Source organism: Streptomyces naganishii JCM 4654, assembly GCF_014650575.1.
Classification (GTDB): domain Bacteria; phylum Actinomycetota; class Actinomycetes; order Streptomycetales; family Streptomycetaceae; genus Streptomyces; species Streptomyces naganishii.
The window spans coordinates 20,254-41,428 of sequence record NZ_BMVF01000032.1 but is presented as its reverse complement, the minus strand read 5'-3'; the positions used below and the strand labels follow the sequence as shown (position 1 = coordinate 41,428).

Annotated in this window: 9 protein-coding genes and 3 pseudogenes; 3 read left to right on the top strand and 9 right to left on the bottom strand. The window is 72.2% G+C overall.

Annotated features, from left to right (window positions below):
• Positions 1 to 39: 39 nt before the first annotated feature.
• Genes IE217_RS33385 through rfbD form a run of 6 tightly spaced genes read right to left on the bottom strand, consistent with a single transcriptional unit; the run spans position 40 to position 5,959 of the window.
• Positions 40 to 1,473 carry a class I adenylate-forming enzyme family protein gene (locus IE217_RS33385; RefSeq protein ID WP_190181703.1) on the bottom strand — a complete coding sequence of 478 codons (1,434 nt, stop codon included), beginning with the start codon at positions 1,471 to 1,473 and terminating at the stop codon, positions 40 to 42.
• 15 nt (positions 1,474 to 1,488) lie between these two features.
• Positions 1,489 to 2,214, bottom strand: a complete 726-nt coding sequence (locus tag IE217_RS33380; RefSeq protein WP_190181702.1) for a thioesterase II family protein — start codon at positions 2,212 to 2,214, stop codon at positions 1,489 to 1,491.
• On the bottom strand, positions 2,211 to 3,197 hold the full coding sequence (rfbB, locus tag IE217_RS33375) for a dTDP-glucose 4,6-dehydratase (protein ID WP_190181701.1): 987 nt from the start codon (positions 3,195 to 3,197) through the stop codon (positions 2,211 to 2,213). The genes IE217_RS33380 and rfbB overlap by 4 nt, the downstream gene beginning before the upstream one ends.
• Entirely contained in the window at positions 3,194 to 4,261 is a 1,068-nt protein-coding gene (locus IE217_RS33370; RefSeq protein ID WP_190181700.1) for a glucose-1-phosphate thymidylyltransferase, read from the bottom strand. Before IE217_RS33370 ends, rfbB begins: the two co-directional genes overlap by 4 nt.
• A complete protein-coding gene (locus tag IE217_RS33365) occupies positions 4,262 to 4,885 on the bottom strand; it encodes a dTDP-4-dehydrorhamnose 3,5-epimerase family protein (protein WP_190181699.1) in 624 nt (207 codons plus the stop codon). It lies immediately after the preceding gene.
• Positions 4,886 to 4,888: 3 nt separating this feature from the next.
• Entirely contained in the window at positions 4,889 to 5,959 is a 1,071-nt protein-coding gene (gene rfbD, locus IE217_RS33360) for a dTDP-4-dehydrorhamnose reductase (RefSeq protein ID WP_229865832.1), read from the bottom strand.
• Positions 5,960 to 6,209: 250 nt separating this feature from the next.
• On the opposite strand from rfbD, the gene IE217_RS33355 reads away from it, so the two are divergent.
• The 3 genes from IE217_RS33355 to IE217_RS33345 are packed head-to-tail and all read left to right on the top strand — an operon-like array spanning position 6,210 to position 9,254.
• A complete protein-coding gene (locus tag IE217_RS33355) occupies positions 6,210 to 7,244 on the top strand; it encodes an ABC transporter ATP-binding protein (protein WP_190181698.1) in 1,035 nt (344 codons plus the stop codon).
• Complete coding sequence (locus tag IE217_RS33350; RefSeq protein WP_229865831.1) at positions 7,241 to 8,272, top strand: ABC transporter permease; 1,032 nt, start codon at positions 7,241 to 7,243, stop codon at positions 8,270 to 8,272. The genes IE217_RS33355 and IE217_RS33350 overlap by 4 nt, the downstream gene beginning before the upstream one ends.
• A 52-nt stretch (positions 8,273 to 8,324) precedes the next feature.
• A complete protein-coding gene (locus IE217_RS33345; RefSeq protein ID WP_190181697.1) occupies positions 8,325 to 9,254 on the top strand; it encodes an ACP S-malonyltransferase in 930 nt (309 codons plus the stop codon).
• Positions 9,255 to 9,335: 81 nt separating this feature from the next.
• Here the strand turns inward: IE217_RS33345 and IE217_RS35570 are convergent.
• The 3 pseudogenes from IE217_RS35570 to IE217_RS35565 all read right to left on the bottom strand — a co-directional run.
• Positions 9,336 to 9,989, bottom strand: a pseudogene (locus IE217_RS35570) (alpha/beta fold hydrolase); the annotation flags it as partial.
• A gap of 318 nt (positions 9,990 to 10,307) precedes the next feature.
• A pseudogene (locus tag IE217_RS33340) lies at positions 10,308 to 21,056 on the bottom strand (type I polyketide synthase); the annotation flags it as partial.
• A 60-nt stretch (positions 21,057 to 21,116) separates the two neighbouring features.
• Positions 21,117 to 21,164 (bottom strand): annotated as a pseudogene (locus IE217_RS35565) (polyketide synthase docking domain-containing protein); the annotation flags it as partial.
• Between the last annotated feature and the right edge of the window lie 11 nt (positions 21,165 to 21,175).

Here is a 21,175-nt window from a genome sequence, read left to right as displayed (position 1 = left end):
CCGGGTCCGGGTCGCCAACCCCCTTCGCGTGTCCGCCCGTCACTGCCGGGCGAGCGACTCCAGGGCGCGCTTGTCGGGCTTGCCGTTGCGGTTGAGCGGGAAGCGGTCGAGGACGACGACCCGGTTGGGCTGTTCGAAGGCGGGCAGCAGGCCGTTGAACACCTCGCGCCAGTGGGCCGCGTCGCGCTCCTGCTCGTCCTCGACGAAGAACACCAGCTGCGTTCCGCGCCGTTCGTCCGGCAGCGGCACGATCCGCACCGGGCACTGGGCGGCCTCCGCCTTCCGCTCGATCACTTCCGGGTAGAGGGTGTAGCCGTTGCGGTGCACCGCGAGCTTGCGGCCCAGCACGAACAGGTTGCCGTGCTCGTCGAGCCGGCCGAGGTCGCCGGTGGGCTGCCAGCCGGACGGCGCGGGCTGCACGGTGCCGTCCTCGGCGATGAGGCCCTCCAGGCCGTCGGGGGTGTCGACCTCGATCTCGCCGGCCTCCCCGGCGGGCACCGGGCGGCCCTCCTCGTCGACGACCCTGACCCCGATGCCCTCCATGGCCCGCCCGCAGGCGACCGGGTTGTCCAGCGTGGCGAAGGCGATGTTGCCGAGTTCGGTGCTGCCGTAGCTGTCCAGCAGCGGCATGCCGAACTCGGCCTCGTAGCGGGCCACCAGGGGGGCGTCCAGCGGGGCGGCGCCGACGCAGAACATGCGCGCCGACTCCAGGTGGGCGCGCAGGGCGGGCTTGCGGGTCACCAGGTTGAGCATGCTGCGGTAGCTGGAGGGGGTGGCGTCGATGACGGTGGCACCGGTCTGCCCGGCCATGCGCAGCGCGTGGTCGAGCCGCCGGTAGGGGGCGATCACCAGGGAGCAGCGGGTCAGCCAGGCGATCAGCACCATCGACAGGCCGTACTGGTGGGCGAAGGGCAGCAGCGGCATGAGCACGTCGCCCTCGCGGTGGCCGACCTGGGCGGCGTTGCGCTCCAGGTTGCGCAGGAACTTCCCGCCGGACTTGACGACGCCCTTGGGGGAGCCGGTGGAGCCGGAGGTCCACATGATCAGCCCGTCGGGCAGCCGGCCCCAGGTGTCGAAGGAGAGGCGGTCGGCGCCGTCGAGGGCCCCGGCGGCCGGCACCAGGAGCTGGTAGAGGTGCACCGGGTCGGCCTCGGCGTCGACGGGCGCGTCGTCGTCGACGAACGTGACCTTCACGCCGGTGCGCAGCGCGATGCGGCGGGTCTCCTCGGCGCGCTCCTGCTGGTCGACCAGCACGATGGAGGCGCCGATGTGCATGAGGGCGAACAGCACCGACAGGTACGCGGCGGAGTTGCCGGCCTTCAGCATGACCCGGTCGCCGGGTCCGACGCCGTGGTCGCGGATCACGGCGGCGACCCGCAGCGCGTCCCGTTCGAACTCCTGAAGGGTCTGCACCGAGTCGGGGGCGAATATCTTCGCCGGTTTCGCCGTTGAGTTGGTCTTCGCTGCTGTCATCGTAGGCTCCCTGTCCTACTCGGCGTCCAGAGTCCGTGAGGGGCGCAGGTGGTGCCTGCGTCCGAGCAGTCGCAGCTCTCCCCCGGGGCCCGGTGGTTCCGGCGGTTCGAAGGGCGGCAGGGACATGAGCTGGTCGTGAACGATGTTGATGACCTCGCGCTTGTGCGAGTCGAGGTAGTCGCGCGCCGCGGGCAGCGTCTCCAGGTCGAAGGGGCCGCTGGTGCAGCGCCGCCAGGCCCGCACCCCGGCCGGTGTGACGGCGGGGTCGCGGTCGCCGGCGAGCGCCACGACGCGGCAGCGCAGGGTCGGGGGTCCGAGGGGGGCGTGCACGCACGGGGCGTTGCTGCCGGAGACGAACAGGGTCACCAGCAGCGGCGAGTTCTCCCGCTCCAGCCGTTCGGCCACGCGGTGGGCGAGGCGGGCTCCGGCGCGGTGCCCGAAGAACGCCAGCCGGCGGCCGGGGCGGCCGGTCCAGTCGCCGAGCGCCTCGAAGATCTTCGAGGCGAGTTCCTCGGAGTCGGGGACGGTCTGCGGCAGGTGGTCCCCGGAGTCGCCCGAGTCGCCGGGGTACTGGATCAGCAGCACCTCGACCGTGGGCAGCAGCAGTTCCGCCAGTCTCAGGTAGAGCGAGGTGGAATGCGTGTGGCCGGGAAAGCAGATGAGGCGGAATCTGCTCGGGGTCTCCGGTTGCAGAATCCTGATCAGCCCGATGTCGTCGGGCGTCTTCTCCTGTGTCGTCATGAAGCCGGCAGCCCCTGCCGCAGCGGCGTCCACACCTTGTGGTTGTTGCGGTACCACTCGACGGTCTCGGTGATCCCGAGGGCGAAGTCGGTCAGGGGCCGGTAGCCGAGGTCGTCGCGGATCCGCGTCCAGTCGACGCAGTAGCGGCGGTCGTGTCCCTTGCGGTCGGTGACGTGCTCGACCCGGTCCCAGTCCGCGCCGCACGCCTTGAGCAGCATCCCAGTGAGCTGACGGTTCGTCAGTTGCGTGCCGCCGCCGATGTTGTAGACGCGGCCGGGCGTTCCGCGGGTGAGGACCGCGAGCAGGGCCCGGCAGTGGTCGTCGACGTGCAGCCAGTCCCGTACGTTCTCCCCGTCGCCGTACAGGGGCACGGTGCCGCCGTCCAGGAGGCGGGAGACGAACAGCGGGATCAGCTTCTCCGGGTACTGGTGGGGGCCGTAGTTGTTGGAGCAGCGGGTGACCCGGACGTCTAGGCCGTGGGTGTGGTGGTGGGCGAGGGCCAGCAGGTCGCTGGAGGCCTTGGAGGCGGCGTAGGGGGAGCCGGGCCGCAGGGGGTCGTCCTCGCGGGAGGCGCCGGTGGGCACCGAGCCGTACACCTCGTCGGTGGAGACGTGCACGAACGGTCCCACGCCGTGCCTGAGCGCCGCGTCGAGCAGTACGGAGGTGCCGAGCACGTTGGTGGTCACGAAGTCCTGGGCGGACTCGATGGACCGGTCGACGTGCGACTCGGCGGCCAGGTGGAGGACGGCGTCGTGGCCGGGCATGACACGCTCGACCAGGGCGGTGTCGGTGATGTCGCCGTGCACGAAGGTCAGCCCCGGCTCGTCCGCGACCGGGGCGAGGTTCTCGCGGCGGCCCGCGTAGGTGAGCTTGTCCAGGGCGGTGACGCGCACGTCGTCGCCGAGCGGCCGGCCGGGTCCGAGGACCGTGCGGACCAGGTGGGAGCCGATGAACCCGGCGGCGCCGGTGATCAGGAGTCTCATGAGCGGATCTGCACTTTGCTGTGGTCGCCGAGGATCAGGCGATGGGCTTGGGGGACGCGGGGCGCGGGGGTGACCTGGACGTCTCGTCCGATCATGGACGCCTCGATGCGGCGCACCCCGTCGATGGTGGCGCCGCTCAGCACGATGGAGTACTCGATCTCGCTGTCGGCGATGGTGCAGTGGTCGGCGACGGAGGTGAACGGGCCGACGTAGGAGCCCTCGACGCGGCTGCCGCGGCCGATGATCGCCGGTCCGACGATCCGGGACCGCGTCACCCGCGCCCCCGCCTCCACCACCACCCTGCCGATGAGTTCGCTGGCGTCGTCGACGCTGCCCTCGCAGCGCGGGTCCAGCCGGTCCAGGACCGACCGGTTGACCTCCAGCATGTCGGCCGCGTTGCCGGTGTCCTTCCAGTAGCCGGTGACCACCGAGGAGCGCACGTCCCTGCCGTCGTCGATCAGCCACTGGATGGCGTCGGTGATCTCCAGCTCGCCGCGCGCGGAGGGGCGGATCGCGGCCACCGCCTCGTGGATGACGGGCGTGAAGAAGTACACCCCGACCAGCGCCAGATCGCTCTTCGGATACGCCGGCTTCTCCTCCAGCCGGACCACACGGCCGGCCCCGTCCAGCTCGGCCACGCCGAACGCGGACGGATCGCCCACGCGGGTGAGCATGATCTGGGCGTCCGGCCCGTCCCGCCGGAACGCGGCCAGCTGCTCGCTGATGCCGCCGACGAGGAAGTTGTCCCCCAGGTACATCACGAAGTCGTCGTCGCCGAGCCAGTCGCGGGCGGTGCGCACCGCGTGCGCGAGGCCCAGCGGCCGCTCCTGCGGGATGTAGGTGACGCTCAGGCCGAAGGCCGTGCCGTCGCCGACCGCCTCCCGGATCTCCGGCGCGGTGTCGCCGACGATGACGCCGGCCTCGGTGACGCCGGCCTCGGCGATGCCCTCCAGGACGTAGAACAGGATCGGCTTGTTGGCGACCGGCACCAGCTGCTTCGCCGAGGTGTGGGTCAGGGGCCGCAGGCGGGTGCCGGAACCCCCGGCCAGGACGAGCGCCTTCACTCAGGCCTCCAGTACGGGTTCGGGTGCCGCGCCGGGCGGCGGCAGGGAGCGCAGGTGACGGCGGCACTCCGCGTACGACGGCAGCAGTCCGGCCGCCTCCAGTTCGGCGAGGCCGGGCGCCGCGGCGTCCTTCTCGGACAGCACCGGCTCGATCGCGGCCCACTCGATGCCGAGGCCGGCGTCGAGCGGGTGGACGCCGTGTTCGCGGTCCGGCCGGTAGCCGGTGGAGCACAGGTAGACGACGGTGGCGTCGTCGGTGAGCGCCTGGAAGGCGTGCCCGAGCCCCTCGGACAGGAACACCGCCTCGCGGGCGCGGTCGTCCAGGTCGACCGCGGTCCACTCCCCGAACGTCGGCGACCCGGTGCGCAGGTCCACCACCACGTCCCGCACCGCGCCACGCACACAGGTGACGTACTTCGCCTGCCCGGGCGGCACGTCGGCGAAGTGGACGCCGCGCACCACCCCGCGGCGGGACACCGAGCAGTTGGCCTGCGCCAGGTCCAGTCCGCGGCCGGTCGCCTCGCCGAGGCTCTCGCCCTGGAACCACTCCAGGAAGGTGCCTCGCGCGTCGCCGAACTGCCGTGGCCGGTGGAGCCAGGCGCCTTCGATGGGCAGGGGTTCCATGGGTCAGCGGCCCTCCGTGGCAGTGGCAGTGGCCGTGGCTGTGACGGCGGTCGTGGGTGCGGGCGCGGCCGCGGTGGGGTGCGCCGGGGCAGTCCGCGGTGCGATCGCCTCGGTCAGCGCGGTCCGCCAGTGCCGCATCGGGGGCAGTCCGGCCCGGGTCCACCGGCTGTGGCCGAGCACGCTCCAGGCGGGCCGGCGGGCGGGCCGGGTCAGCCGGTCGCTGCCCATCGGCCGCACCCTGAGCGGGTCGGCGCCGAGCAACCGGAAGACCTCCTGGGCGAGTTCGTGCCAGGTGGTGCGTCCGGCGCCGGTGGCGTGGAAGACGCCGGACGCGCGTGCGGCGGGCAGTGAGCCGAGCGCCACGAGGCGTTCGGCGACATCGGGGGCCCAACTGGGCTGCCCGTGCTGGTCGTCGACGACGTCCGCCGCCCTGTCGGGCTCGGCGGCGATCCGGGCCATGGTGCCGACGAAGCCGGTGACGGGGGGCGCGGTGACGCCGGAGGCGGTGCCGGGGGCGGTGACGCCGGGGGCGGCGGGGCCGGGGGCGGCGGGGCCGTACAGCCAGGAGGTGCGCACCACGACGGCGGTGTGCGGCAGTGCGGCCAGCACGGCACGCTCGCCCGCGAGTTTGGTCCGTCCGTAGGCGGTACGGGGCTCAGGGGGCGTGTCCTCCGCGTACGGCGTGCCGACGTGCCCGGGGGCGCCGCCGAAGACATAGTCGGTGGAGACGTGCACCAGCCGGGCCCCGGACACCGCGCAGGCCAGGGCGAGGTGGCGGGGGCCGTCGGCGTTGACCCGGGTGGCGGCGGCCTCGTCGTGCTCCGCGCCGTCGACGTCCGTCCAGGCGGCGCAGTTGACGACCGTGTGCGGCCGGTGGGCGGCGACGGCCTCGAAGACCGCGCGCCGGTCGGTGACGTCCAGCTCGCCGCGGCCCAGCGCCACCGTGACGGCGTCCGCCGCCTCCAGCCGCGCCCGGACCGCGCGCCCCAGCGTGCCGCCCGCGCCCACCACGAGCCACCGGAATTCGGCGGCCGGCAAAGGCGTTGTCGGTGAAAAGTCCCTCGAGGCGATCACGCGCCGATGCTATGGGGTACTCCGCGCATTCCCACACCCGCGATTTCCCCCTAGGCACCCCTAACCCGTCTTCGCCACCCCAGAGCTGACGGCCGCTCAGCCCACCGTGAAATCAGCCGTGCTACACATGGCGGGCACCTTTGTACTTTCCCTTCCGTCGGCGCACAACGTCGCGCAGCCAGGCCGCACGCGACCCTCGCGGCAGAACACCGGTGCGGCGGTGTCGCGTCCAGCCCGATTCACAGGTTTCATGAATACACCACGTGCCGCGGAATCCGCCGTCGTCGTCGACGGACTGGTCAAGAAATACCCCGACCGCGAGCAATTCGCCGTCAACAACCTCAGCTTCAGCGTGAACCACGGGGAGGTCTTCGGATTCCTCGGCCCCAACGGAGCGGGCAAGACCACCACCATCGGCATCCTCACCACGCGGGTCGCTCCCACCGGGGGACGCGCCTTCGTGATGGGTGTCGACGTGGTGGCCAAGCCGGCCCTGGCACGCCAGTCGTTCGCCGTCGTGCCGCAGCGCAACAACCTCGACCGCTCCCTGACCATCCGGCAGAACCTCGTCTTCCACGCCGGCTACCACGGGCTGCCGCGGTCCGAGCGCAACCGGCTGGCCGACGAGAGCCTGGAGTTCGTCGGGCTGACCGACCACGGGAGCGCGCGCGCCGACGAGGTGTCCGGCGGCCAGGCCCAGCGCGTGATGATCGCGCGGGCGCTGATGCACCGGCCGCGGGTGCTGTTCCTCGACGAGCCGGCGACCGGCCTGGACCCGCAGTCGCAGCTGTTCGTGCACGAGCGGGTGGCCGAACTCAGCGGCCGTGGCGTCACCGTGGTGATCACCACCCACAACATGGACGAGGCCGAGAAGCTGTGCGACCGGGTCGGCATCGTCGACCACGGCAAGCTCCTCGCCCTGGACACCCCGCAGGCCCTGATGGAGTCGCTGAGCAACACCTCCGTCTCCGTCTCGGTGGCCCCGCCGCCCGCCGGCGTCGAGCTGGTGCTGGCGATGCTGAAGCGGATCGACTCCGTGGCGAGCGTGGAGGTGCTGCACCAGGACGGGGACGGCGACGACCTCGCCCTGGACGCCGACCCCGGCCTCGGCCCGGGCCCGAAGGACGTACGCCTGAAGATCTACAGCGACGCGGCGTCCTCGGCGATCCTCCCGACCGTGATCCGCGCCCTCGCCGATGCCGGCTGCGAGGTCAAGGACATGAGCGTCGGCAACTCCACCCTCGAGGACGTCTTCGTCGAGCTGACCGGCAGGGAGCTGCGATGACCACCGCCGCCAAGTCCGCGCCCACCGGCGACGACGCACCCAGGACCGAGAAGCTGCCCGCCCTCGAAGCGCCCGAGCCGCGGCCGAAGCCGGAACCGGGGGCGCAGCCGCAACCCGAGCCGCGACCGGAACCTCAGGCGGGTCCGAACCCCCAGGCGGGTCCGGCGGATCCGGAATCCCAGGCGGGTCCGGAATCCCAGCCCTCCGGCAGCACCGGCCGTACCAGCCGCGGCGGCCGCCACCGGCGGCGCGCCACCCGCTGGCGCACCTTCTACTTCATCCTGTGGCGGGACATCTTCGTCACCGGCCGAGAGCTCGCGCCGTTCCTCGGTCAGGTCCTCGTCGAGCCGTTCTTCATCCTCTTCGTCTTCGGCAAGGTGCTCGGCAACCTCGGCTACACCACGCCCGGTTTCGAGCAGGTGCTGCTGCCCGGCGTGGTCGCGCTCAACAGCTTCCTGGTGAGCCTGCAGAACACCGCGCTCCCGCTGGCCATCGACTTCTCCTACACCAAGGAGATCGAGGACCGGCTGCTGGCGCCGATCCCGGTGGTGCTGGTGGCGATCGAGAAGGTCCTGTTCGGCGCGATACGGGGTCTGATCGGCTCGCTGGTGATGATCCCGATCGGCCTCGCCCTGCTCGACCACGTCTCCTGGCCGCTGCACACCCTGCCGGCCACCCTCGGCATCCTCACCCTGGGCGGACTGGTCGGCGGCACGGTCGGCCTGACCCTGGGCACCCTGGCGCCGGCCCGGCACATCAGCATCGTCTTCGCCATGACGCTCACCCCGATCATGTTCACCGGGGCCACCCAGTTCCCGTGGGCGAGCCTGTCCCACATCCGCTGGTTCCAGATCCTGTGCACCCTCAACCCGCTGACCTACGTCAGCGAGGCGATGCGCGGCCTGCTGCTGCCGTCCGGCGGCCCGCACTCGATTCCGCTGCCGATCTGCATCGGCGCCATCGCCGTGGGCTGCGTGGTCTACGGATTCATCGGCATCCGCGGTTTCCACCGCCGGGCGCAGGACTAGTTCCGCGCCCCGAAAAGCACGACACCGAGCAGCAAAGGGCGTTCATCCCACCATGACGACGAAAACCGCGATCGTGTTTCCCGGAATGGGACCCTCCCGTTTTGCCGAGGTGGGCAAGTTCCTGCTTCTGGACCCGTATGCGCGGGCCCGGCTGGCCGAGGCCGACGAAGCCCTCGGCACCTCGGTCTTCGACAACTTCCGTGAACAGACGGACGACTACTCGGAATTCAGCCAGGTGGCCTTTCTCGTCAACTCCATGGCGATGGCCGACCGGGCCGAGCAGACCCTCGGTGTGGTACCCGACATCTGCGCCGGCCCGAGCTTCGGACAGAAGGCGGCCGCCGCCTACACCGGCTCGCTCCCCTTCGCCGACGTCGTCCGCCTCACCGCCGAACTGGCGCGGCTTGAGGAGGACTTCTTCGGCAACGAGTACACGGACGTGGTCACCCACTCCTTCGTCCGCACTCCCGAGGAGCGACTGGCGGAAATCCTGGCCGACTTCGACGAGCGCGGCGAGTGGTACGAGTTCTCCGGCCACCTCGACGACGGCTTCACCATGCTGTCGCTGCGCGAACGTGAGCTGGAGGGCCTCAAGGAGCGCATCAGCAAGGCCGGCGGCTACTCCATGTACACCATGCGGCCGCCCGTGCACGCCCCGGCCTTCTCGGCGCTGCGCCGCCGGGCCGAGCAAGAGGTCTTCCCCCGCTACGAGTTCAACGACCCGAAGCTGACCGTGGTCACCGACCAGGACGGCACGCTCGTCAACTCGGCCGACGAGATGCGCACGATGATGCTGGACACCTTCGACCGCCCCGTCGACTGGCCCGCCGTGGTCGCCACGCTGAAGCGGGAGGACGTGGCCAGGGTGTGCGTGACGGGCCCGGACAACCTCTTCCACCGGCTCGACGTCACCAAGGACAACTTCGAGGTCGTGACGGTGGGACTGCCCAAGCGGTCGCGGCCGCCGAGGAAGTCCTCGTGAGCTGAAGTGCCATGGGTGAAAGGGCCGGCCCCCACCGAGACGGTGGGGGCCGGCCCTTTCGCGGTCCGCGTCCGCGGGCCGCTACCGGAGCCCCGTCAGCCAGTCGTCCACCGCGTGTGCCGTGGCGTCGGCGTGCCGCTCCATCATCGTGAAGTGGTTGCCGGGCACGTCCACGGCGGTGTGCTCCAGGTCCCAGTACGACCGCCAGTCGCCGCCGTTACCGCTCCCCGCGTCGCGCGTCCAGTCGAAGAGGCGCTCGCCGGCCCGGACGAGCAGCGTGGGGGCGTCGACCGGCCGCGGCTTCCAGCCGCCGAACAGCCGGAAGTAGGCGCCCATCGCGAGCAGCCGGTTGTCGTCCACCGGCACGTAACTCTCCTGCCGCTCGTTCATGCCCGAGGACAGGCCCGGCTGGATGCCGACGATGGCGTCGTCGTCGTGAGAGTAGATGTCGATCAGCACCACCGCGCGCGGCCCGTTCCCGGCGCTCTCCAGCCGCTCGGCGACCGCGTGCGCGAGCATGCCGCCCGAGGAGTGCCCGAGCAGCACGACGGGCCTGCCGTCAGCCTGCCGCAGCACCGCCTCCGCCTGTGCCTCGATCACCGCCTCGGTACCGGCCGGCACCTGCTCCCCCGCGAGGAACCCGGGCGCGGCCAGCGCCCACAGGTCGCGGCGGCCGCGGAAGGCGGCGGCGAAACGGGCGTACTGGTGCGGTCCGGAGATCGACAGGATCGAGGAGAAGCACACCAGGGCCGGCTGTTCGTCGCCCCGCGCGAGACGCACCATGCGCGGCGCCGTGCGCAGTTCGGCGGCGGAGGCGAAGGAGGGGCGGTACCGCGAGGCCTCCATGAGCAGGCCCATGAACTCGCCGGACGCGCCGAGTTCGCCGGCGCGGTGGAGCATTTGGCCGAACATGCCAGCGGTCGGTGAGCCTGTTCCGGGGGTCGGGGAGGCTGTCCCGGCGGCCACTTCCGGATCGGAGGTTCCCGGCACGGTCGCGGTTCCCGGCACGGTCGCCCCGTGGCCTCCCGTGCCCGTCCCCGTCGCCGTGCCGGCCGTCAGCGCGGTGCGCAGGTGCCGGGCGGCGAGTTCGGGCGTGGGGTGGTCGAACAGCAGGGTCGGCGGGAGGCGCAGCCCGGTGGCCGCGACCAGCCGGTTGCGCAGTTCGACCGCGGTGAGCGAGTCGACGCCCAGCTCCAGGAACTCCCGGGCGGCGCCGACCTCCTCGGGCGCGGCGTACCCCAGTACGAGGGCCACCTGGGCGCGCACCACGTCCAGCAGCGCCTGCTCCTGTTCCGGCCCGGTCATCGCGGCCAGCCGCCGGAGCAGGTCGGCCGGGGCGCCCGGTTCGGCGGCGCCGGCGGTCCGCGCGGCGCGGCGCGGCACGCCGCGCACCAGGCCGCGCAGCAGCGCGGGCAGCGCACCGGCCGCGGCCTGGGCAGCCAGGGCCCCGCGGTCCAGACCGACCGCCACCAGCGCGGCCCGCGACACGTCGGCGGCGTGCGGGGCGGTGGCAGTGTGGGTGGCGGGGGCGGCGCCTGTGCCTGTGCCTGTGGCTACCGCTGTGCCGGTGGCGGTGGCGGTGGCCACCGTGCGGCAGGCCGTGTCGAAGAGTTCCAGGCCCTGCCGGGACGACAGCGGCAGCACTCCGGAGCGGGCCATGCGCCGCAGATCGGCCTCGCTCAGCTCGCCCGTCATGGCGCTGCGCTGCTCCCACAGTCCCCACGCGATCGACACCGCGGGCAGGCCCTCGGCGCGGCGCTGCCGGGCGAGCGCGTCCAGGAAGGCGTTGGCAGCGGCGTAGTTGGCCTGGCCCGGGGTGCCGAAGGTGCCGGCGGCCGAGGAGAACAGGACGAACGCGGCCAGGTCGAGGTGACGGGTCGCCTCGTGCAGGTGGAGCGCCGCGTCCACCTTCGGCCGGAACACGGTGTCGATCCGGTCGGGCGTGAGCGAGGGGACGAGCCCGTCGTCCAGTACGCCGGCGGTGTGGACGACCGCGGTCAGCGGATGGGCGTCCGGGACACCGGCGAGCAGGGCGCGCACGCCCTCCCGGTCGGACACGTCGCACTCGGCCACGCGGACGTCCGCCCCGAGGCCGGTCAGCTCGGCGACCAGTTCGGCCGCGCCTTCGGCCCGCAGGCCGCGCCGGCTGGTGAGCAACAGGTGCCGCACGCCCCGCTCGGCGACCAGATGCCGGGCGAGGAGGGCGCCCAGGGCGCCGGTGCCACCGGTGATGAGGACCGTGCCCCGCGGGTCGAAGGGGGTGGGCGTGGCCGGGTCGGTGGGGCTCGTCCCCTCCGGCCTGGGGAGCCTGGCCAGGCGCGGTGCGTACAGGGTGCCCGCGCGGACGGCCAGTTGTTCCTCGCCGCCCGCCACCGCGCCGGGCAGAGCCCCGTAGGAGGAGTCGTGCTCGTCGATGTCCAGGAGCAGGAAGCGGCCCGGATTCTCGGTCTGCGCCGAGCGCAGCAGACCCCACAGCGCCGCCTGGACCGGATCGCCGGGCGTAACGCCGTCCGCGGGGGCCGCCACCGCGCCCCGGGTCACGAACGCGAGCCGGGTGTCCTGGAAGGTGCCGTCCGCGAGCCACGACTGCACCAGGTGCAGGGCTTCGTGGGTGGCCTTTCGGACCGCACCGGCGAAGTCGTCGGCGTCGGAGGAGGTGGCCGCGGGCTGGGGCGCACGGGGCACGAGGACGAGTTCCGGTGCGGGTTTGCCCGCCGCCACGACCCCCGCGAGCGCGGCGAGATCGGCGTAGGCGTCCACGGACACCCCGGACGCTTCGAGCGCGGCCGCCAGTTTGAGGTGGTCGGCACCGACGAGGGCCCACCGGCCGGCCTCCTCCGGCCGGGTGTCGGCGGTCGGTACGCCTATCCAGTCCAGGAGGTACAGCGAGTCGTGGAATCGGCCCGTGCCGGCGGCCGGCAGTCGGGCCGGATCCACGGTACGCAGGGTCAGGCCCTCCACCGAGGCCACGAGCCCGCCCGTCTCGTCGGCCGCCCGGAGGCAGACCGTGCCGTTCGCGGCCGGGCTGTTGGGGTCTGCCGGGCTGATCCGTACGCGGAGGGCGGATGCGCCGACCGCGTGCAGTGCGACGCCACTCCACGAGAAGGGCAGGCGCAGCTGCCCCGGTGCGGCGTCGTCGGCGGGGCCGGTGAACTCGCCCAGTGCCAGCCCGTGCAGGGCCGAGTCGAGCAGGGCCGGGTGCAGCCCGAACCGCGCGGCATCCTGGTGCTGGTCCTCCGGCAGGGCCAGTTCGGCGAAGATCTCGTCACCGCGCCGCCATGCCGCCCGCAGCCCCTGGAAGGCCGGACCGTACCCGAAGCCCGCCGTGGCGAAGGTCTCGTACAGGTCCTCGACGTCCAGCGCGGTCGCGTCGGCGGGGGGCCAGACGGCGAACTCCGGTTCCGGAGCAGGTGCTTGGGAGGTGGTCGGGCCGGCGGTGGCGAGCACACCGGAGGCGTGCCGCAGCCAGGGCTCGTCCACGGCCTCCTCGGGCCGAGAGTGGAGGGTGACGGAACGGCGACCGGAGTCGTCCGCCTCCCCGACCGACAGGCGCAGCACCACGGCACCCCGCTCGGGCAACGGCAGCGGCGCTTCGAGGGTCAGTTCCTCGACCCGGTCGCAGCCGGCCTGCTCACCGGCGCGCACGGCGAGCTCGACGAAGGCGGTGCCCGGAAGGATCACCGTCCCGGCGACCGCGTGATCGGCCAGCCAGGGGTGCGTGTTCAGGGAGAGCCGCCCGGTGAAGACGTACCCGCCCTGGTCGGGCAGCTCCACGGCCGCGCCCAGCAGCGGATGGTCCGTCGCGCCAAGACCGGCGGAGGTGACGTCACCGGCCGCGGTCATCGGTACGTCGATCCAGTAGCGCTGGTGCTGGAAGGCATAGGTGGGCAGGTCGACGCGCTGGGCGCCGGTGCCGGAGTAGTACGCCTGCCAGTCGATGGGGACGCCTCGGGTGTGGGCGTGGGCGAGGGCGGTGGTGAAGGTCTCGGGCTCGGGGCGGCCCTTGCGAAGGAGGGAGAGGAAGGCGGGAGCGCTGTCTGTGATGGTCTCCTGCGCGAGGGCGGAGAGGGTGCCGTCGGGGCCGAGTTCGATGTACGTGGTGACGTTCTGCGCTTCGAGGGTGCGGATGCCGTCGTGGAAGCGGACGGCCTCGCGGACGTGGCGGACCCAATAGTCGGGAGTGGTGATCTCCTCGGCGGAGGCGATGGCACCGGTGAGGTTGGAGACGATCGGGATGCGGGGGGCTTCGTAGGACAGTCCCTCGGCGACCTTGCGGAACGGGTCCAGCATCCCGTCCATGTGCGGGGAGTGGAAGGCGTGACTGACGGTGAGACGCTTGGTCTTCCGCCCCTGCTGTTCGAAGGTGGCGGCGATGTCCAGTACGGCGCTCTCGTCGCCCGCGATCACCACCGAAGCGGGGCCATTGACGGCCGCGACGCTCACCGTGTCGGCGGTGAGGTGCGGGACGATCTCGTCCTCCGTGGCCTGGACGGCCACCATCGCCCCACCGTCGCCCGGGAGTTCCTGCATGAGCCGGCCACGCGCCGCGACCAGCGTGCACGCGTCCTCCAGCGACAGGACGCCTGCGCAGTGCGCGGCCGCCAGCTCGCCGATGGAGTGACCGGAGAGGAAGTCCGGTCGCACGCCCCACGATTCGAGGAGGCGGAACAGGGCCACCTCGATGGCGAAAAGTGCCGGCTGCGTGTACGCCGTCTGATCCAGTCGACCGGTGAAGTCCTCGCCGAACACCACCTCGTGGAGAGGCAGTTCGAGCCGCTGGGAGATCTCGTCCAGTGCTTGGGCGAACACCGGGTAGGCGTCGTAAAGTTCGCGGCCCATTCCCGGTCGCTGGCTGCCCTGACCGGTGAACAGGAAGGCCAGTTTGCCGCTCACCGGGGTGCCCTCGGCCAGGCGCGCGGAGGGTTCCCCGGCGGCCAGTTCAGTGAGGGCGCGGAGGAAGTCGTCCCGCTCCCCCGCGACCACCACGGCACGGTGGTCGAAGGCGGCGCGGTGCGTGGCCAGCGAGTATCCGATGTCGAGCGGGTCGAGTTCAGGGTGTCGCGAGACATGCGCGTGCAGGCGCTCGGCCTGGGCGCGCAGCGCCTCTGGCGTCCTGCCCGACACCGGCCATGGCAGCACCTTGGGCGGGCGCGCAGTGCTGTCGCTCCGCTCGGTCTTCGCCGGCTCCTCGTCCGGGGCCTGTTCGATGATGGTGTGGGCGTTGGTGCCGCTGATGCCGAAGGAGGAGATGCCCGCCCGGCGCGGGCGGCCACCCGTCTCCGGCCACTCCCGAGCCTCGGTGAGCAGCGAGACCGCGCCCGCCGACCAGTCCACGTGCGGGGACGGCTCGTCGACGTGCAGGGTGCGCGGCAGCACGCCGTGCCGCATCGCCATCACCATCTTGATGATGCCCGCGACACCCGCCGCCGCCTGCGTGTGACCGAAGTTGGACTTGATGGAGCCGAGCCAGAGAGGCTGGTCGTCGGCGGGCCGGTCCTTGCCGTAAGTGGCGAGCAGGGCTTGGGCCTCGATCGGGTCGCCGAGGGTCGTACCCGTACCGTGCGCCTCGACGACATCCACGTCGGCGGCGGTGAGGCGGGCGTTGGCAAGCGCCTGCCGGATGACGCGCTGCTGGGACGGGCCGTTCGGGGCCGTGAGTCCGTTGCTCGCGCCGTCCTGGTTGACCGCGCTGCCGCGCACGACGGCGATGACCGGGTGGCCGTTGCGGCGGGCGTCCGAGAGCCGCTCTACGAGGAGCATGCCCACGCCCTCGCCCCACGCCGTGCCGTCGGCGGCGGCGGCGAAGGGCTTGCAGCGGCCGTCGGTCGCGAGTCCGCGCTGACGGCTGAACGCCACGAACGTCCCCGGGGTCGCCATCACCGTCACACCGCCGGCCAGAGCCAGCGAGCACTCGCCGTTGCGCAGCGCCTGCACGGCCAGGTGCAGGGTGACCAGGGACGACGAGCACGCCGTATCGACCGTGACGGCCGGGCCCTCCAGACCGAAGGTGTAGGCGACACGGCCGGAGGCCACGCTCCCGGAGCTGGCGGTGCCCATGTAGCCCTCGAGGCCGTCCGGGGCTCGGTGGAGCAGCGTTCCGTAGTCGTTGTACATGACCCCGGCGAAGACGCCGGTGCGGCTGCCGCGCACGGTTGCCGGGTCGATGCCCGCCCGCTCGAACGCCTCCCACGTGGTCTCCAGCAAGAGACGCTGCTGGGGGTCGGTGGCCAGTGCCTCGCGCGGGCTGATCCCGAAGAACACCGGGTCGAAGTGGTGGGCGTCGTGCAGGAAACCGCCGTCGCGCGTGTAGCTGGTCCCGGGGCGGTCGGGGTCCGGGTCGAAGAGGCCTTCGACGTCCCAGCCGCGGTCGGTCGGCAGTCCGGTGATGGCGTCCCGGCCCTCGGTGACCAGGGTCCACAGGTCCTCCGGGGAACGGACGTCTCCCGGGTACCGGCAGCTCATCGCGATGATCGCGATCGGTTCGTCGTCGGCGGCGGCTGTCGTGGCGGCTACGGGTGCCGCGGCTTCGGCCGAGGTTCCAAGGACCTCCGTCGTCAGGTACTCGCTCAGGACGGCCGGCGTCGGGTAGTCGAAGATGAGGGTCGCGGGGAGCCGGACCTCCGTGGCCGCGTTCAGGCGGTTGCGCAGTTCGAGGGCGGTCAGCGAGTCGAAGCCGACCTCGTTGAAGGCGCGCAGCGGCTCTACCGCGTCGGGTCCCGCCAGGCCGAGCACGGCGGCTACCTGCGTCCGCACCAACTCCAGGACCACCTTGCCGCGTTCGGGTGCGGGGAGGGCGGCCAGGCGCTGAGCCAGGGCTCCGGACGGCGCGGCGGTGGCGGCGGTCGCGGCGGCTCGGCGCACGGGTACGCGGACCAGGCCGCGGAGGAGGGGCGGGAGCATGCCGGTGCCGCTGGCCTGGGCGCGCAGGGCCTGGAGGTCGAGACGCATCGGCACCAGGAGTGCCTCGGTGGAGTGTTCCGCCGCGTCGAAGAGGGCCAGGCCCTCGTCGGCGGTCAGTGCGGTGACACCACCGCGCTGGAGGCGGCCGGCGTCGGCCGACCGGCCCATGCCGGTGCCGGTGCCGGTGGCCGCATCGGCGGAGGCCGGGGCCGAGGCCGAGGTCACGTCCGCGTCCCAGAGGCCCCAGGCCAGCGACAGCGCGGGCAGACCGAGACCGTGGCGGTGCTCGGCGAGCGCGTCCAGGAAGGCGTTCGCCGCCGCGTAGTTGGCCTGACCCGCAGCACCGAACACACCGGCCGCCGAGGAGAACAGAACGAACGCGGACAGGTCCAGCTCACGGGTCAGCTCGTGCAGGTTCCAGGCCGCGTCCACCTTCGGACGCAGCACCCCAGCGAGACGCTCCGGCGTCAGCGAGCCGATCACACCGTCGTCCAGGACTCCTGCCGTATGCACGACAGCGGTGAGGGGGTGCTCGGACGGTACGGACGCCAGGACCTCCGCGAGAGCCGCGCGGTCAGCCACATCACAGGCCGCCCATACGACCTCCGCGCCCAGCCCCTCCAGCTCCGCCGTCAACTCGCCAGCCCCGGGCGCCTGCTCACCCCGGCGGCTCACCAGCAACAGACGCCGTACGCCCCGCTCGGCCACCACATGCCGGGCGAACAACCCACCAAGCTGCCCACCCGCACCCGTGACCAACACCGTGCCCGTGGAAGACCACGAAGCCGCCTCCACATCACCACCGGACGCAGCCCTCACCAGACGCGGCGCGAACACGCCCTCCGCGCGGACCGACAGCTCCTGCTCCGCGACAGCCAGCCACGCCGGCTCGATCCCGGAAATCGACTCATCGACATCCAGCACCACCAGCCGGCCCGGATTCTCCGACTGCGCCGAACGCACCAGACCACGCACCGCCGCACCCGCAAGACCCCGCGTCACCACCACCAGACGCGAACCCGCGAACCGCTCCTCACCCAACCACACCTGCACAGCGGCCAGCGCATCGCGCACCGCCTCGTGCACAACCCCGGCCGAGACCAACTCACCACCAGAGCACAGGCCATCGACCACCACCGTCCCCGGCACAGCCTCAAGCCCCGCCAGATCCCGGTGATCCACCAGCACCCAGCCGTCCTCCGGCCCGGCACCACCCGCCACCTCGACCGGCACCCACTCCACACCGAACAGCGACTCACCCACACCCGCGCCACCCGGACCACCCCGGCCACGCAACTGCTCCGGCGTAACCGGGCGCAGCACCAGCGAATCCACCGACACCACCGGCCGGCCCTCGGCATCCGCCACCGACAGCGCCACCGCGTCCTGCCCGGCAGCCCGCCCCAACCGCACCCGCAAAGCCGTAGCCCCCACGGCATGCAACGAGACACCCGACCACGAGAACGGCAGACGCCCCTGACCCGTGTCCGCCAGCAACCCACCGAGCCCGATCGCATGCAGCACCGCATCCAGCAGAGCCGGATGCACACCGAAGGCACCATCAGCGCCCTCCGGCAGACTCACCTCCGCGAACGCCTCCTCACCACGCCGCCACACCGCCCGCAACCCCTGAAACACCGGACCGTAAGCGAACCCCGAAGCAGCCAGCCCCTCATACAGACCGGCGACATCGACCCCCACCGGCTCCGCACCCTCCGGCGGCCACACCGACAGATCGAAGGAGGCATCGGATCCGCCCTCCATCACCACGCCCGTGGCGTGCCGCAGCCACGGCTCCTCCGCCGAGGCCTGGTCGGAGCGCGAATGGAAGGCGACGGAGCGGCGCCCCGTGTCGTCGAGCGCGCCGACCGTCAACTGGAGCTCGGTCCCGCCGTGTTCGGGCAGGACGAGCGGGGCCTCCAGGGTCAGTTCCTCGATCCGGTCGCAGCCGACCTGCTCACCGGCGCGCAGGGCCAGTTCGACGAAGGCGGTGCCGGGCAGCAGGACCGTACCCATGACCGCGTGATCGGCCAGCCAAGGATGCGTGTCCAGTGACAGCCGGCCGGTGAACAGGAAGCCTTCGGCATCCGCGAGGGATACCGCCGCGCCGAGCAGCGGGTGATCGGCGGACCGCAGCCCCATGGAGGTGACATCGCCGACCGGTGTGCCCGCGTCCAACCAGTAGTGCTCGTGCTGGAAGGCGTAGGTGGGCAGGTCGACGCGCTGGGCGCCAGTGCGGGAGAAGTACGCGGCCCAGTCGACGGCGACGCCGCGCACGTGGGCCGCGCCGAGAGCGGCGGTGAGCGACTCGGCCTCCGCACGGCCATTGCGCAGCACCGGGAGGAATGCCTGGTCGGCGTCGCCTGTGACGCACTCCTGGCCCATGGCCGACAGCACGCCGTCCGGACCGAGCTCGACGAACGTCGTCACGTTCTGCGCTTCGAGGGTGCGGATGCCGTCGTGGAAGCGGACGGCCTCGCGGACGTGGCGGACCCAATAGTCGGGGGTGGTGATCTCGTCGGCGGAGGCGATGGCACCGGTGAGGTTGGAGACGATCGGGATGCGGGGGGCTTCGTAGGCCAGGCCCTCGGCGACCTTGTGGAAGGCGTCCAGCATGCCGTCCATGTGCGGGGAGTGGAAGGCGTGACTGACCGTGAGACGCTTGGTCTTTCGGCCCAGCTTCTCGAAGGCGGCGGCGACGTCCAGCACGGCGCTCTCGTCGCCCGCGATCACCACCGAGGCGGGGCCATTGACGGCCGCGATGCTCACCGTGTCGGCGGTGAGGTGCGGGACGATCTCGTCCTCCGTGGCCTGGACAGCCACCATCGCCCCACCGTCACCCGGCAGTTCCTGCATCAGCCGACCACGCGCCGCCACCAGCGTGCACGCGTCCTCCAGCGACAGGACACCCGCACAGTGCGCGGCCGCCAGCTCGCCGATGGAGTGACCGGAGAGGAAGTCCGGTCGCACGCCCCACGATTCGAGGAGGCGGAACAGGGCCACCTCAATGGCGAAAAGTGCCGGCTGCGTGTACGCCGTCTGATCCAGTCGGCCGGTGGAGTCCTCGCCGAACACCACCTCGTGGAGAGGCAGTTCGAGCCGCTGGGAAATCTCGTCCAGCGACCGCGCGAACGCCGGATACGTCTCGTACAGCTCCCGGCCCATCCCTGGCCGCTGGCTGCCCTGTCCCGTGAACAGGAAGGCCAACTTGCCCCGGACGTCCGCCTTTCCGCTCAGCACGCCGGTCGGGGTCTCGCCCGAGGCGACCTCGGAGAGGCGGTCGAGGAACGTCGGGCGGTCGCCTGCGATGAGCGCGGCCCGGATCTCCAGCGCGGAACGCGTCGTCGCCAGTGAGTAGGCGATGTCGGTCGGGTCGAGGCCGGGGTTCTCGCGCACGTGGGCCAGGAGTCGTTCGGCCTGGGCGCGCAGGGCCTGGTCGGACTTGGCCGACAGCAGCCAGGGGTACACGGGATGCGATACCGCATCGAGCCCGGCAGTCGGCTCGGCGTTCTCGGGCGTGGGCCCGGGCTGTTCCTGTTCGGACTCGGACTCAGGCTTGGACCCGGACCCGGACCCGGACTCGGACCCGGACCCGGACTCGGACTCGGACTCGGACTCGTCGAGCGTCGGTTGCTCGACGATGACATGGGCGTTGGTGCCGCTGATGCCGAAGGAGGAGATGCCCGCCCGGCGTGGGCGACCACCCGTCTCCGGCCACTCCCGAGCCTCGGTGAGCAGCGAGACCGCGCCCGCCGACCAGTCCACGTGCGGGGACGGCTCGTCCACGTGCAGGGTCTGCGGCAGCACACCGTGCCGCATCGCCATCACCATCTTGATGATGCCCGCGACGCCCGCCGCCGCCTGCGTGTGACCGATGTTCGACTTGATCGAGCCCAGCCAGAGAGGCTGGTCCTCCGCGACCCGGTCCTTGCCGTAGGTGGCCAACAGGGCTTGGGCCTCGATCGGGTCGCCGAGGGTCGTACCCGTACCGTGCGCCTCGACGACATCCACGTCGGCGGCGGTGAGGCGGGCGTTGGCGAGCGCCTGCCGGATGACGCGCTGCTGGGACGGGCCGTTCGGGGCCGTAAGACCATTGCTCGCGCCGTCCTGGTTGACCGCGCTGCCGCGCACGACCGCGAGGACCGGGTGGCCGTTGCGGCGGGCGTCGGACAGCCGCTCCACCAGCAGCATGCCCACGCCCTCGCCCCAGCCCGTGCCGTCCGCCGCGGCCGCGAAGGACTTGCAGCGGCCGTCGAAGGACAGCCCGCGCTGGCGGCTGAACTCGGTGAAGGTGCCCGGTGTCGGCATGACCGTCACACCGCCGGCGAGCGCCAGCGAGCACTCGCCGTTGCGCAGCGCCTGCACGGCCAGGTGCAGGGTGACCAGGGACGACGAGCACGCCGTGTCGACGGTGACCGCCGGGCCCTCCAGACCGAAGGTGTAGGCGACGCGGCCGGAGGCGATGCTGCTGGAGCCACCGGTGCCGAGGTAGCCCTCGACACCTTCGGGCACGGCGCGCAGGCGGGCCGTGTAGTCGTGGTACATCACGCCCGCGAAGACGCCGGTGCGGCTGCCCCGCACGGTTGCCGGGTCGATGCCGGCCCGCTCGAACGCCTCCCACGTGGTCTCCAGCAGCAGCCGCTGCTGCGGGTCCATCGCCACCGCCTCGCGCGGGCTGATCCCGAAGAAGGCGGGGTCGAAGTAGTTGGCGTCGTGCAGGAACCCGCCCTCACTGACGTAGCTCGTGCCCTGCTGATCGGGGTCGTCGTCGAAGAGACGCTCCACGTCCCAGCCGCGGTCGGTCGGGAAACCCGAGATCGCGTCCCGGCCGTTCAGGACCAGCTGCCACAACTCCTCCGGCGAGCGGACGCCGCCGGGGTAGCGGCAGCTCATGCCGACGATCGCGATCGGTTCCTGGTCCGCCGACTCGGCCTCCTGAAGGCGGCGCCGGGTTTCGTGAAGGTCCGCCGTCACCCGCTTGAGAAAGTAGCGGAGCTTTTCCTCGTTCATACGTACTTCCC